The organism is Methylorubrum populi, assembly GCF_002355515.1.
GTDB lineage: Bacteria > Pseudomonadota > Alphaproteobacteria > Rhizobiales > Beijerinckiaceae > Methylobacterium > Methylobacterium populi_A.
This window is the reverse complement of the sequence record NZ_AP014809.1, coordinates 4,262,372-4,275,641: the sequence shown is the minus strand read 5'-3', so window position 1 is coordinate 4,275,641 and position 13,270 is coordinate 4,262,372. Positions and strand designations below refer to the sequence as shown.

Genomic DNA, 13,270 nt, shown 5'->3' with positions numbered 1-13,270 from the left:
AATGGGCCAAGCGACCGACATCGACCCGCAGGTCCGCGCCGTGCAGGAGGATCTGCGAGCCAAGGGCGTGAAGTACGTCATCGGCGCCTATGTCGACATCCACGGGGTGCAGAAGGCCAAGGTGGTGCCGATCGACCACCTGCCGCAGATGGCGGCGGGCTCCGAGCGCTATACCGGCTACGCCCTCGACGGCCTGGGACAAGCCCCAAACGAGGACGAACTCGCCTCGGTCCCCGACCTGTCGCGCGTCATCCCGCTGCCCTGGGAGAGCAAGCTCGCCTGGGCGCCCGCCGACCTGACCTTCCAGGGCAAGCCCTACCCGCTCTCGACCCGCGTCGCCCTCAAGAACGTCCTGGCCCAGGCCGAGGCGATGGGCTTCGGCTTCAATCTCGGCATCGAGTGCGAGATTTTTTTGCTGCGCCAGGCCGCCGACGGCTCGCTGCACACGCCGGTGGCGGACGATAAGCTGGTGAAGCCCTGCTACGACGTGCGCGGCTTCATCGACAACTTCTCCTGGCTCGACAAGGTCGCGACCACGATCAACGATCTCGGCTGGGACCTGTACTCGTTCGACCACGAGGACGCGAACGGCCAGTTCGAGTTCGATTTCAACTACGCCGACGCGCTGACCACCTGCGACCGGCTGACCTTCTTTCGCATGATGACCAAGCATTACGCGAAGGAGGAAGGGCTGATCGCGACGATGATGCCGAAACCCTTCGCCGACCGCACCGGTAACGGCGCGCATTTCAACATGTCGCTCTCCGACCGGGAGACGGGCCGCAACCTCTTCGCCTGCGCGCCCAACGAGGATCCCCGGGGCCTGGGCCTCACCGAGACCGGCTACCACTTCATCGGCGGCGTGCTGCGCCACGGAAGGGCGCTCTGCGCCGCCTTCGCGCCCACCGTGAACAGCTACAAGCGCCTCGTGCGCCAGGGGGCGATGGCCGGCTTCTCCTGGGCGCCGGTGTTCAATTCCTACGGCTCGAACAACCGCACCAACTCCGTGCGCGTGCCGGCCGGCGGCGGGCGCTGCGAGAGCCGCAACGCCGACGGCGCCGTCAACCCCTACCTCGCCGCCGCCCTGGTGCTCGCGGCGGGCCTGGAGGGCGTGCGCGAGCGGATCGATCCGGGCCAGCCCAACGAGGACAACCTCTACGAGCTGAGCGACGGCGAGCGCCGGGCGCGCGGCATCGGCTTCCTGCCCCAGACCCTGCAGGAGGCGGTCGACGCCTTCGCCGCCGACCCGCTGGTCGAGGCGACGCTGGGCGCAGGGCTTCGCGAGGAATTCATCCGCACCAAGCGCGAGGAGTGGAACGCCTACCATCTCACGGTCAGCCCGTGGGAGATCGAGCGCTACAGCCACCTGTTCTAGGCGGAGGCTTTCATGACCAAAGTCATCGCCTTCGCGAATTCTTGCGCCGAACCCGCGACCTACCGGCCGGCCCCGGAGCGCATCCTGGCCGGCGACCCGGTCCAGACCGCGACGCTCCACTTCACCAGCGCCGACGGGCGCTTCTCCGCCGGCACCTGGGCCGCCGAGCGGGGCACGTGGCGGGTCGTCTTCACCGAGAGCGAGTTCTGCCACCTGCTCGAAGGGGTGATCGTCGTCACCGACGAGGCCGGCGAGCAGACGACCTTCCGGGCCGGCGACGCCTTCGTTTCGCCTGCCGGCTTCACCGGCACCTGGGAGATCGTCGAGCCCGCCCGCAAGCTCTTCGCCTTCTACGAGTAGCCCCATCACAAGACTGGCCTGCTGGGACGACCCGGCCGCGACAGGGCGCTTCGACCGGGACGACCCGGCCCTCATCGGAGACATGCGCAATGTCGAATGAAGCGAGTGCGATCGCCGAGAACCGCCGCCGCTACGAGGAACTGAAGCGGGCGGGCCAGGGCCACGCCCCGCGCGCCCTGCCCGGCCCGAGCCCGCGCGGCGGCGTGCCGCTCGACGCGACCGCGATCCTCCACCGCGAGACGATCCCCGGCGGCTGGTACTGGACCACGGCGCTGAAAGCCGGCGAGGCGCTGCGCCTCGGCCTCGATTACGGCCTGTCGAGCGTCGCGCTGGTGGCGTGGTCGGCCGCCGATCCGAGCGAACGGCTGAACTACGCCGACACCGTCAAGGTGCAGTGGACGGCCGCCCTGCGGAAGGGCCGTGTGCTGTTCTCCGACATGGGCCGGGTGATGTTTTCGATGATCGAGGATTCCTGCGGGGCGCACGATGCCTTGACCGGTGGGTCCGATGCCGCCTCGAACGCGGCGCGCTATGCCGGCGGCCCGCACCGCAACACCCGCGACAACCTCGTGCTGGCCGCCCTCAAGAGCGGGCTCGATCGGCGCGACATCCCCCCCTGCATCACCTTCTTCGCCCCCGTCGCGGTCGGGCCGGAGGGCCGCCTCAGTTGGAACGCCGCTGGCCGCGCGGCGGGCGATTTCGTCGATCTGCGCGCCGAAATGGACCTGACCGTCGCCCTCTCGAACTGCCCCCACCCCCTCGACCCGGCCCCCGACTACGCGCCGAACCCGGTCGCCGTCACCCGCTTCCGCGCCCCTGCCCCGGCGGCGGACGACCTCTGCCGCACCGCCACGATCGAGGCCGTGCGCGGCTTCGAGAACAACGCCGCTGCCGGCTTCTGAGGGGGAGGCAAGACCGATGACCAATACCGTGACCACGCTTTTCGATCAGGTCGTGCCCGCCCAGGCGCCGTTCTCCACCCTCGTGCGGGCCGGCCAGACGATCCGCATCGAGGACATGGAAGGCTGCCAGGCTGTCGACACCCTGTTCTACCGGGCCGACGACATGGGCGAGCGCTACTCGTCTCAGGATACGGTGCGTGCGCAGGGCGCAGCCTACGTCACCACGGGCACGCGGGTGATGTCGAACGAGGGCCGGGTGATGCTGGTCGTCACCGCCGATTCCTGCGGGCGCCACGACACCTCCGCCGGGGCCTGCTCCTGCGAGAGCAACACCGTCCGCTTCGGCCACGCCACCAAGTATCTCCACGCCTGCCGCGAGAACTTCGCCCTGGAGGTGGCGAAGTACGGCCTGTCGAAGCGCGACATCGTGCCGAACATCAACTTCTTCATGAACGTGCCGATCGAGCAGGATGGCGGGCTCGCCATCGTCGACGGCGTCTCGTCGCCCGGCGACTATGTCGAGCTCAGGGCTGAGATGGACGTGATCTGCGTGATCTCGAACTGCCCGCAGATCAACAACCCCTGCAACGGCTTCAACCCCACGCCGATCCGCGTGACGGTGCGCGAGGGCTGATCGCCATGTTCCGCAAGGTCCTGGTCGCCAATCGCGGCGAGATCGCCGCCCGCGTCGTGCGCACGCTCAAGCGCATGGGCATCACTTCCGTCGCCGTCTATTCCGACGCCGACCGCTTCACCCCCGGCGTGCTCGCCGCCGACGAGGCCGTGCGCCTCGGCCCCGCGCCGGCCGCGCAGAGCTATCTCGACGTCGAGGCCGTCATCGCCGCCTGCAAGGCGACCGGCGCCGAGGCCGTCCATCCCGGCTACGGCTTCCTCTCGGAGAATGTCGGCTTCGCCGAGCGGCTGGCGGCGGAGGGCCTCGTCTTCATCGGCCCGCGCCCGGAGCATCTGCGCGCCTTCGGCCTCAAGCACACCGCCCGCGACCTCGCCAAGGCCAGCGGCGTCCCGCTCCTGCCCGGCACCGATCTATTGCCCGACGTCGAGACCGCGCTGAGTGCCGCCGAGGCGATCGGCTACCCCGTCATGCTCAAGAGCACGGCGGGCGGCGGCGGCATCGGGATGCAGCTCTGCCATTCGGCGCAGGAACTGGCCGAGCGCTTCGCCGCGGTCGAGCGCACGGCGCGGGCCAGCTTCGGCGATGCCCGGGTCTATCTCGAACGCTTCGTGGCGCGGGCGCGCCATGTCGAGGTGCAGATCTTCGGCGATGGCAAGGGCCGCGTCGTGGCGCTCGGCGAGCGCGACTGCTCGCTCCAGCGCCGGAACCAGAAGGTGATCGAGGAGACGCCCGCCCCCGGTCTCTCCGACACGGTCCGCGCCCGGCTTCACGCCGCGGCGGTGGCGTTGGGGGAGAGCGTCGCCTACGCCTCCGCCGGCACGGTCGAGTTCATCTACGATCCGGATCGCGAAAACTTCTCGTTCCTTGAAGTGAACACGCGGCTCCAGGTCGAGCATCCGGTGACGGAGGCCGTGTTCGGCATCGACCTCGTCGAGTGGATGGTGCGCCAAGCCGCGGGCGAGGATCCGATCGGCGAGGCCGGCCCGCTCGTGCCGCGGGGCGCGGCGATCGAGGCGCGGCTCTACGCCGAGATCCCGCACGCCAATTTTTCCCCCAGCGCCGGCCTGCTCACCGAGGTGCGGTTTCCATCGGACGCCCGCATCGACGGCTGGATCGACGCGGGCACCGAGGTGACGCCGTTCTACGATCCGATGCTGGCCAAGATCATCGTCACCGGCGCCGACCGGCCGGCGGCGATCGCGGCGCTCCGGGCGGCGCTCGCCGAGACCGCAATCTCCGGCATCGAGACCAATCTCGACTACCTGCGCACCATCGCCGCCTCCGATCTCTTCGCCGGGGGCCGGGTCGCGACCACGGCCCTGCGCGACCTCGATTATCGCCCGCGCAGCATCGAGGTTCTGCTGCCCGGCCCGCAATCGAGCCTGCAGGAGCTGCCCGGCCGGCTGGGCCTGTGGGAGGTCGGCGTGCCGCCGAGCGGGCCGATGGATGCCCGCTCCTTCCGCGCCGCCAACGCCCTGGTCGGCAACGATCCGCAGACCTGCGCCCTCGAACTCACGGTCTCGGGCCCGACGCTGCGCTTCCACGCCGACGCCCGGGTGGCGCTCGCGGGCGCCGCGATGCGGCTCACCCTCGACGGTGAGCCGCGCCCGCACGCTCAGGCGTTTGCGGTGACGGCGGGCCAGACGCTCGCCATCGGCCCGATCGAGGGGCCGGGCCAGCGCGCCTATCTGGCGTTGCGCGGCGGCTTCGCCGCGCCCTTGGTCCTCGGTTCGCGGGCGACCTTCGCGCTCGGCGCCTTTGGCGGCCACGCCACCGGCGTGCTGAAGGCCGGCGACGTGCTCCATCTCGGCGACGCGCCGGAGGTCGCGGCCGCGTCGCCCGAGCCCGCGCCGCTGACCCAGGATTGGGCGATCGGCGTCGTCTACGGCCCGCACGGGGCGCCGGACTTCTTCCAGGAGGCCGACATCGCCGACCTGTTCTCGGCGTCCTACGAGGTGCACTTCAACTCGGCCCGCACCGGCGTGCGCCTGATCGGCCCGACGCCGCGCTGGGCCCGGACCGACGGCGGCGAGGCGGGCCTGCATCCTTCCAACCTGCACGACAACGCCTACGCCGTCGGCGCCATCGACTTCACCGGCGACATGCCGATCCTGCTCGGCCCCGACGGCCCGAGTCTCGGCGGCTTCGTCTGCCCCGCTGTGATCGCCCGCGAGGACTTGTGGAAGATGGGCCAGCTCCGGCCCGGCGACCGCGTGCGGTTCCGGCCAGTCGAACGGCCGGAGGATGAGGCGCTGATCGAGACCCTCCCCCCTCTGCGGGGGAGGGTGACTGCGGAGCAGGCGGGAGAGGGGAGCGACGTTGCCGGCGACGGCGCAACCTTCATGAAGGACGCGACCGCATCTGCACCGTCGCCCCCCTCTCCCACCCCCCTTCGGGGGGCACCCTCCCCCGCAGAGGGGGGAGGGCAATACGGCTCGCCGATCCTCGCCCGCGACGAGACCGGCCCGGTGCCAGTCGCCTATCGCCGCCAGGGCGACGACAACCTCCTCGTCGAGTACGGCCCAATGGCCCTCGATATCGGGTTGCGGCTGCGGGTCCATCTGCTCGCCGAGGCGGTGCGCGCCGCCCGCCTGCCGGGGCTGATCGACCTGACGCCGGGCATCCGCTCGCTGCAGATCCACTACGACGGCGCCGCGCTGCCGCGCCCCCGCCTCCTCGGGCTGCTGCACGAGATCGAGGCCGGCCTGCCGGCGGCCGAGGATGTCAGCGTCCCGAGCCGCACGGTGCACCTGCCGCTGTCGTGGAACGACCCGCAGGCCGAGCTCGCCATGCGCAAGTACCAGGAACTGGTGCGCCCCAACGCGCCCTGGTGCCCGTCGAACATCGAGTTCATCCGCCGCATCAACGGCCTGCCCGACGAAGAGGCGGTGCGCCGCATCATCTTCGACGCCGAGTACCTCGTGATGGGGCTCGGCGACGTCTATCTCGGCGCTCCGGTGGCGACCCCGGTCGATCCGCGCCACCGCCTCGTGACGACGAAGTACAACCCGGCCCGCACCTGGACGCCGGAGAACGCCGTCGGCATCGGCGGCGCCTATATGTGCATCTACGGCATGGAGGGGCCGGGCGGGTACCAGCTCTTCGGGCGCACGATCCAGATCTGGAACACGTGGCGCACGACCCGCGACTTCGTGCCCGGCCATCCCTGGCTGCTGCGGCCCTTCGACCGCATCCGCTTCGTCCCCGTCAGCCACGCCGAGCTGACCGAGGCGCGTGCCGCCTTCCCGCACGGGGCCTATCCGGTGCGGATCGAGGAGGGCACGTTCTCCTACGCCGCGCACCGGACGATGCTCGCGGACAACGCCGCCGAGATCGCACGCGCGGGGGAGCGCCAGAGGGCGGCCTTCGCCGCCGAGCGCGAGCGCTGGAAGGCGGAGGGCCTCGACAGCTTCGTCGCCGACGAGGCCGTGGCCGAGGAGGCCGCCGCGATCCCGCCGGGCTGCGAGGGCGTGCCGACCACCGTGCCGGGCAATGTCTGGAAGGTTCTGGTCGGCGAGGGCGAGGCGGTGGCGGCCGGCCAGACGGTGGCGATCCTCGAATCGATGAAGATGGAGGTCGCGGTCACCGCCCCCGTCGGCGGCCGTGTGCGGGAGATCCGGGCCCAGCCCGGCCGCACCCTGCGCGGCGGCGACCTCGTCGCCGTCCTCGAGATCTGAGGCCGGGCCGGATCTTGCAAGGACCGCCGGCGCTCGGACGGCGGCCCCGCCCGGCGCGATCCCCGCACCGACACGGAGACGGCCGATGATGCAGCAGATCCACCGCGCCCTCGCCGGGCTCCTCGGCCTCGTCGTGCTGGGCCTTCAGGCCAAGGCCGCCGGGCGGCTGCCGCGGGGCGGCCGGGGCCGCGGGGCGCCGCGATAGGGCACCGTCCCGAACGGTGGCCGCCGGCTTTCGGGGCGAGGCAAAAACACGGGTCTCGAGCCTCGCGGCCGGCTCGGATCGCCAGAAACCTTCTTCGCATTCCGGGCGAGGTGCCGCCGGCACGACGCCCCTTCACGGACGTGAGAGATCCATGCCGGTTCCCGCCTTCCCGAGCCTGAGCGCGCTCCACGCCGCCTACGCCGAGGGGCTCTCGCCCGAGGCGGTGGTGGCCGAGACCTATCGCCGGATCGCCGCCACGGACGATCCCGGCATCTTCCTCGCGCGGGTGCCGGAGGCGGAGATGCGGGCCGCCGCCCGCGCGCTCGGCCCCTTCGACCCCGCGCAGAAGCCGCTCTGGGGCGTGCCCTTCGCCGTGAAGGACAATGTCGACGTGGCCGGCCTGCCCACCACCGCCGCCTGCCCCGATTTCGCCTACACGCCGCAGGCGACCGCCCCGGCGGTGGAGCGCCTGCTCGCGGCCGGCGCGCTGCTCGTCGGCAAGACCAATCTCGATCAGTTCGCCACCGGCTTGGTCGGCCTGCGCACGCCCTACCCGGCCCCGAGGAACGCCTGCGATCCGGCCGTCGTGCCGGGCGGCTCCTCGTCCGGCTCGGCGGTGGCGGTGGCGCGCGGCCTCGTCGCCTTCGCGCTGGGCACCGACACGGCGGGATCGGGCCGGGTGCCGGCCGGCCTCAACAACATCGTGGGGCTGAAGCCCTCCCTCGGCAGCGTGTCGGGCCGGGGCGTCGTTCCCGCCTGCCGCACGCTCGATACCCTCTCCGTCTTCGCCGGCACCGTGGCGGAGGCCGACACGGTCTACCGGATCATCGCCGGCTACGATCCGCAGGATCCGTATTCCCGCGCCCTGCCCGTCCCGCCCCGCCCCGGCAGCCTGCCGCCCGGCCTGCGCGTCGGCGTGCCGGACGCGGCGGGCCGGATCTTCGGCGGCGACGCGCTCTCGGAGGCGGCGTTCGACGCGTCGCTCGCCGACCTCCGGGCGGTGCTCGGGCGCGGGACGGCCGACATCGATCTCGCGCCCTTCTTCGCGGTGGCGGAACTCCTCTATGCCGGCCCCTGGGTGGCCGAGCGCTATCAGGCGATCCGCGGCTTCATCGAGGCGCGCCCCGATTCCCTGCACCCGACCACGCGGGCGATCATCGGCGCGGCCACCCGTCACGCGGCGGCGGACGCCTTCGCCGGCCTCTACCGCCTCGCCGAACTCCGCCGCGCCACGGAAGCCGTCTGGCGCGGCATCGACGTGCTCGTGGTGCCGACCTATCCGCGCCCGCGCCGGGTCGCCGACCTCGCCGCCGACCCGGTCGGTCCCAACAGCGAGCTCGGCACCTACACCAACTTCGTCAACCTGCTCGACCTCTGCGCCCTCGCCGTGCCGGGGCGGTGGCGCGGCGACGGTTTTCCGTCGGGCGTCACCCTGATCGCGCCGCGCGGGGCCGACGGGCTCCTCGCCGAACTCGGCGCCCGCCTCCACGAAGCGGCCGGCGCCACCCTCGGGGCGAGCGGCGTGCCGGTCCCGGCGGGGCCCGCGCCGCGCGGGGATCGCGCGCAGGGCGAGGAGATCGAGGTCGCGGTGGTCGGCGCGCACCTGTCCGGCCTGCCGCTCAACGGCGAGCTGACCGCCCGCGGCGCCCGCTTCCTGCGCGCCGCCCCGACGAGGCCGGATTACCGCCTATACGCCCTCCCCGGCGGCCCGCCGGCCCGGCCCGGCCTGATCCGCGTCGCGCCCGGCTCCGGCGCCGCGATCGAGACCGAGGTGTGGGCGCTGGCGCCGGACGCCTTCGGCCGCTTCGTGGCGGGCATCCCCTCGCCGCTGGCGATCGGGACGCTGTCGCTGTCCGACGGCACGACGCCGAAGGGGTTTCTGGCGGAGGCGGCGGGGCTCACGGACGCGCGCGACATCAGCGGGCACGGCGGCTGGCGCGCCTATCTCGCCTCGGGGGAGGCCGCGGCCTGAGGGTTGCCGGGGCCCCGCTCGTGGGGTGAGGGGCGCGAGCGATGCGACGCCGGCACGGACCGTCGGCCGGGCCGGGGCGGCGCCAGCCTGTCCACAACCCGGTCCGCCGATCAAAACCGGGTGTAAGTCCCTGCTGGTGCTGTCCGTCGCATTGCCCTTTTCCACATCCTGTCCTCATATGGAACGAAAGGCGAACAAGCGTCTTTCAGAGTCGATCAGGAGGGATGGGCGCAGATGGCACGCTACCGCTTCCACGCGACGAACGGCTACGAGTGCGTGTTCGACGCGCAGGGCAAGGACATCCGGGTTCCCGACCGCCTCGTGCGGCGCGCCGACGAGGTGGCTCAGGCGGTGATGAGCAGCCTCGCCGACCGCGAGGACTGGTCGGAGTGGCACGTCACCGTGCACGACCTCAGCGGCCGCCGGGTGCTGGTGAGGCCGTTCGTGTGACGGCCGGCGGGGCCGCGGATTCGGAGCGCGCTCAAGTCAGGAAGTCGCGAAGGGCGGCGAGCACGAGGTCGGGCCGCTCCTCCTGCAGGGTGTGGCCGCAATCGAGGGCGAAGCCGCGCACGTCCCGGGCCTTCTCGCGCCAGGTTTCCAGCACGTCGTAGGTCCGCCCCACCGTCCCCCTGGCGCCCCAGAGCGCCAGGAGGGGCGCCTCGATCCGCCGATCGGCGTCGTCCGCGTCGTGCTCCAGGTCGATTCCCGCCGCCGCCCGGTAATCCTCGCAGATCGCGTGGCGCGTGGCCGGATCGCGGTAGACGCGCAGATACTCGGCGAACAGTTCCGGGCTCGGGCTGCCCGGCGTCTTCGACTGCCCCTCGACATGGCTGCGCAGGAAGAATTCCGGGTCGGCCGCGATCAGGCGCTCCGGCAGGGGCGCCGGCTGGATCAGGAAGAACCACCAGAAATACGCCGTGGCGAAGGCCTTGTCGGTGCGGGCATACATCGTCGCGGTCGGCGCGATGTCGAGGACGGCGAGCCGGGTGACGGCCTCGGGATGATCGAGCGCGAGGCGGTGCGCGACCCGCCCGCCGCGGTCGTGCCCGACCACGGCGAAGCGGTCGTGGCCGAGGCGCCGCATCACCGCGACCGCGTCGGCGGCCATGGCGCGCTTGGCGTAGTTGGCGTGGCGCTCGGCCCCCTTCGGCTTCTCCGAATCGCCGTAGCCGCGCAGATCCATCGCCACGACGCTGTGCCGCTCGGCGAGCGGCGGGGCGACGGCGTGCCAGGTCGCGTGGGTCTGCGGATGCCCGTGCAGCAGCAGGACCGGCGGACCGGACCCGCCGACGGACGCGCGGATGCGCAGGCCGTCGGCGTCGATGTCGCGCAGCGTGAAGCCCGCCAGAAACGGATCTGCCGTCATCCTTCGCACCTCAGCCGAATCCGCCCCTCGATCGGCGGGGCCCCTACCGCTTGGCGAAGCCGATATCGGCGGCCACCGCCGCCAGCCGCGCCGGCTCGCGTTCCTTGCGCTCGGAGTAGCGGTCCACGAGGTGGTCGGCGCGTCCGCGGACCAGCAGGGTGAACTTCATCAGCTCCTCGCAGACATCGACCACCCGGTCGTAGAGCGGACCGGCCTTCATCCGGCCGGCCTCGTCGAACTCCTTGTAGGCCATCGGCACCGAGGATTGGTTCGGGATGGTGACCATCCGCATCCAGCGCCCGAGCAGGCGCAGGCTGTTCACGGCGTTGAAGCTCTGCGAGCCGCCCGAGACCTGCATCACCGCGAGCGTGCGCCCCTGCGTCGGGCGCACGGATCCCTCGCTCAGGGGCAGCCAGTCGATCTGGCTCTTCATGACCCCGGTCAGGTTGCCGTGCCGCTCCGGGCTGACCCAGACCTGGCCCTCGGACCAGATCGACAGGGCGCGCAGCTCCTGCACCTTCGGATGGTCGGCCGCCGCGTCGTCGGGCAGCGGCAGGCCGTGGGCGTGGAAGATCCGCACCTCGCCGCCCATCGCCTCCAGCAGCCGCGCCGCCTCGTAGGCCAGGAAGCGGCTGAACGACCGCTCCCGCAGCGAGCCGTAGAGGATGAGGAGGCGCGGTCCGTGGGACAACGGCGTCCGCGCTTCCACCCGTTCCGCCGTGGGCACCTCGAAATGGGCCTGCGAGAGGTTCGGCATCCCGTCGGAGAAGGGCTGCTGGGGCTTGTCCAAGACGGCTGCTTTCCGTACGTTTCAACAAACGTTGGATTGATGGATCAATCATGGACGAACGGCAAGCCCTCGCGGCCTTCGCTGCGCTGGGCCAGGAGCACCGCCTGCGGGTGGTGCGCGCCCTGGTCATCGCCGGGCCGGCGGGTTTGGCGGCCGGCGCGCTCGCGGCGGCGGTCGGAATCGCGAGCACCAACCTCTCCTTCCACCTGAAGGAACTCGCCCATGCCGGGCTGATCACCTCCCGGCGCGAGGGCAAGTCGGTGATCTACAGCGCCGCCTATGCCGGCCTGTCGGCGCTGATCGCCTTCCTGATGCGCGATTGCTGCCAGGGCCGGCCGGAGGTCTGCGAGACCGCGCTCGCCGCCCTGTCCCCCTGCGGCGGCCCTGCCGGAGACCCCGCCCATGCCTGACCACCTGCCTGCGCTTAAGCCTGCGCCGTTCGACGTCGTGATCTACCACAACCCGGCCTGCGGCACCTCGCGCAACGCGCTGGCAATGATCCGCAACGCCGGCATCGAGCCGCACGTGGTCGAGTACCTGAAGACGCCGCCGAGCCGGGCGCTGCTCGGGCATTTGCTCGCCCGCGCCGGCCTCTCGGTTCGCGATGCTCTGCGGAAGAAGGGGACGCCCTATGCCGAGCTCGGCCTCGCCGACCCGGCGCTCACCGACGCGCAGCTCCTCGACGCGCTCGAGGCCCACCCGATCCTCCTCGAGCGGCCGCTGGTCGTGAGCCCGAGGGGCGTGCGCCTGTGCCGCCCGTCCGAGACGGTGCTGGACCTGTTGCCCCCGCAGCAGGGCGAGTTCGTGAAGGAGGACGGCGAGTCTGTCGTCGACGCGCAGGGGCGCCGCGTCGCCACCGCCTGAGGAAGCGCCCGTGTCCCTGTTCGAACGCTACCTCACCCTCTGGGTGGCGCTGTGCATCGTGGCCGGCATCGCGCTGGGCCACGCCCTGCCCGGCCTCTTCCACGCCGTGGGCGCGGCCGAGATCGCGCGGGTGAACCTGCCCGTCGCCGTCCTGATCTGGCTGATGGTCATCCCCATGCTGCTCAGGATCGACTTCGCGGCGCTGCGCCGGGTCGGGCGGCACTGGCGCGGCATCGGCGTGACGCTGTTCATCAACTGGGCGGTGAAACCCTTCTCAATGGCAGCGCTGGCTTGGCTGTTCGTGGGCACCCTGTTCCGGCCCCATCTGCCGGCGGACCAGATCGACAGCTACGTCGCGGGTCTCATCATCCTGGCGGCCGCGCCCTGCACCGCGATGGTGTTCGTGTGGTCGAACCTGACGCGCGGCGAACCGCACTTCACGCTGAGCCAGGTGGCGTTGAACGACGCCATCATGGTGGTGGCCTTCGCCCCCATCGTCGGCCTGCTCCTGGGGCTCTCGGCCATCACAGTGCCCTGGGGCACGCTGGTCCTGTCGGTGGGGCTCTACATCGTGGTCCCGGTCCTCGTCGCGCAGGTCCTGCGGCGCCGCCTCATCGCCTCCGGCGGCCCGGGCGCGCTCGACCGGATGCTCGCCCGGCTCGGGCCGGTGTCGCTGGCGGCGCTGCTCGCCACACTGGTCCTGCTGTTCGGCTTCCAGGGCGGGCAGATCCTGGCCCAGCCGGCGGTCATCGCGCTCCTGGCGGTACCGATCCTCATCCAGGTCTACCTGAATTCGGGGCTCGCCTACCTCATGAACCGGATCGCGGGCGAGCAGCACTGCGTCGCCGGCCCCTCGGCTCTGATCGGGGCCTCGAACTTCTTCGAGCTCGCGGTGGCCGCCGCCATCAGCCTGTTCGGCTTCGACTCGGGTGCGGCGCTCGCAACCGTGGTCGGCGTCCTCATCGAGGTGCCGGTGATGCTCTCGGTGGTGTGGGTCGTGAACCGCAGCCGCGGCTGGTACGAGCGCGGCGCGGCGGGCGCGACCGACCCCGATGGCCGGTCCTTATGACGGACTGAGACCGAGGGTCCCGTCCTCGGCTTGTTCCCTAATGGGGTCGGCGGGCC

Annotated in this window: 12 protein-coding genes; 10 read left to right on the top strand and 2 right to left on the bottom strand. The window is 71.8% G+C overall.

The genetic code is table 11. From position 1 onward, the window contains the following. The first annotated feature begins 1 nt into the window (after position 1). The 7 genes from glnT (at position 2) to MPPM_RS19790 (ending at position 9,575) form a co-directional block, all read left to right on the top strand. Positions 2-1,375: a type III glutamate--ammonia ligase gene (glnT, locus tag MPPM_RS19820; RefSeq protein ID WP_096486525.1), complete on the top strand. Its 1,374-nt coding sequence runs from the start codon at positions 2-4 to the stop codon at positions 1,373-1,375. Positions 1,376-1,387: 12 nt separating this feature from the next. After that, entirely contained in the window at positions 1,388-1,735 is a 348-nt protein-coding gene (locus MPPM_RS19815; protein ID WP_096486524.1) for a cupin domain-containing protein, read from the top strand. An 89-nt stretch (positions 1,736-1,824) separates the two neighbouring features. Beyond that, positions 1,825-2,637, top strand: coding sequence for an urea amidolyase associated protein UAAP1 (locus MPPM_RS19810; protein ID WP_096486523.1), 813 nt, complete (start codon positions 1,825-1,827; stop codon positions 2,635-2,637). 16 nt (positions 2,638-2,653) lie between these two features. Further along, positions 2,654-3,271 carry an urea amidolyase associated protein UAAP2 gene (locus MPPM_RS19805; protein WP_096486522.1) on the top strand — a complete coding sequence of 206 codons (618 nt, stop codon included), beginning with the start codon at positions 2,654-2,656 and terminating at the stop codon, positions 3,269-3,271. Between the two features lie 5 nt (positions 3,272-3,276). Beyond that, positions 3,277-6,948, top strand: a complete 3,672-nt coding sequence (locus MPPM_RS19800) for a 5-oxoprolinase/urea amidolyase family protein (RefSeq protein ID WP_096486521.1) — start codon at positions 3,277-3,279, stop codon at positions 6,946-6,948. 356 nt (positions 6,949-7,304) lie between these two features. Beyond that, a complete protein-coding gene (atzF, locus tag MPPM_RS19795) occupies positions 7,305-9,125 on the top strand; it encodes an allophanate hydrolase (RefSeq protein ID WP_096486520.1) in 1,821 nt (606 codons plus the stop codon). Between the two features lie 234 nt (positions 9,126-9,359). After that, positions 9,360-9,575: a DUF6894 family protein gene (locus tag MPPM_RS19790; protein WP_017484412.1), complete on the top strand. Its 216-nt coding sequence runs from the start codon at positions 9,360-9,362 to the stop codon at positions 9,573-9,575. Between the two features lie 31 nt (positions 9,576-9,606). Here MPPM_RS19790 and MPPM_RS19785 read toward each other — a convergent pair whose 3' ends face one another. Beyond that, the gene (locus MPPM_RS19785) at positions 9,607-10,491 is read right to left on the bottom strand and encodes an alpha/beta fold hydrolase (protein WP_096486519.1); all 885 of its coding nucleotides are present in this window, start codon (positions 10,489-10,491) and stop codon (positions 9,607-9,609) included. Between the two features lie 43 nt (positions 10,492-10,534). Then, a complete protein-coding gene (gene arsH, locus MPPM_RS19780; RefSeq protein ID WP_096486518.1) occupies positions 10,535-11,281 on the bottom strand; it encodes an arsenical resistance protein ArsH in 747 nt (248 codons plus the stop codon). Between the two features lie 50 nt (positions 11,282-11,331). On the opposite strand from arsH, the gene MPPM_RS19775 reads away from it, so the two are divergent. From MPPM_RS19775 to arsB, 3 genes are read left to right on the top strand one after another with little or no spacing between them, the layout of a single operon-like run. Next, complete coding sequence (locus MPPM_RS19775) at positions 11,332-11,691, top strand: ArsR/SmtB family transcription factor (protein ID WP_096486517.1); 360 nt, start codon at positions 11,332-11,334, stop codon at positions 11,689-11,691. Continuing rightward, positions 11,684-12,145, top strand: a complete 462-nt coding sequence (gene arsC / locus MPPM_RS19770; RefSeq protein ID WP_096486516.1) for an arsenate reductase (glutaredoxin) — start codon at positions 11,684-11,686, stop codon at positions 12,143-12,145. Before MPPM_RS19775 ends, arsC begins: the two co-directional genes overlap by 8 nt. Positions 12,146-12,155: 10 nt before the next feature. After that, positions 12,156-13,214, top strand: a complete 1,059-nt coding sequence (gene arsB / locus MPPM_RS19765) for an ACR3 family arsenite efflux transporter (protein ID WP_096486515.1) — start codon at positions 12,156-12,158, stop codon at positions 13,212-13,214. The last annotated feature ends 56 nt before the right edge of the window (positions 13,215-13,270 follow it).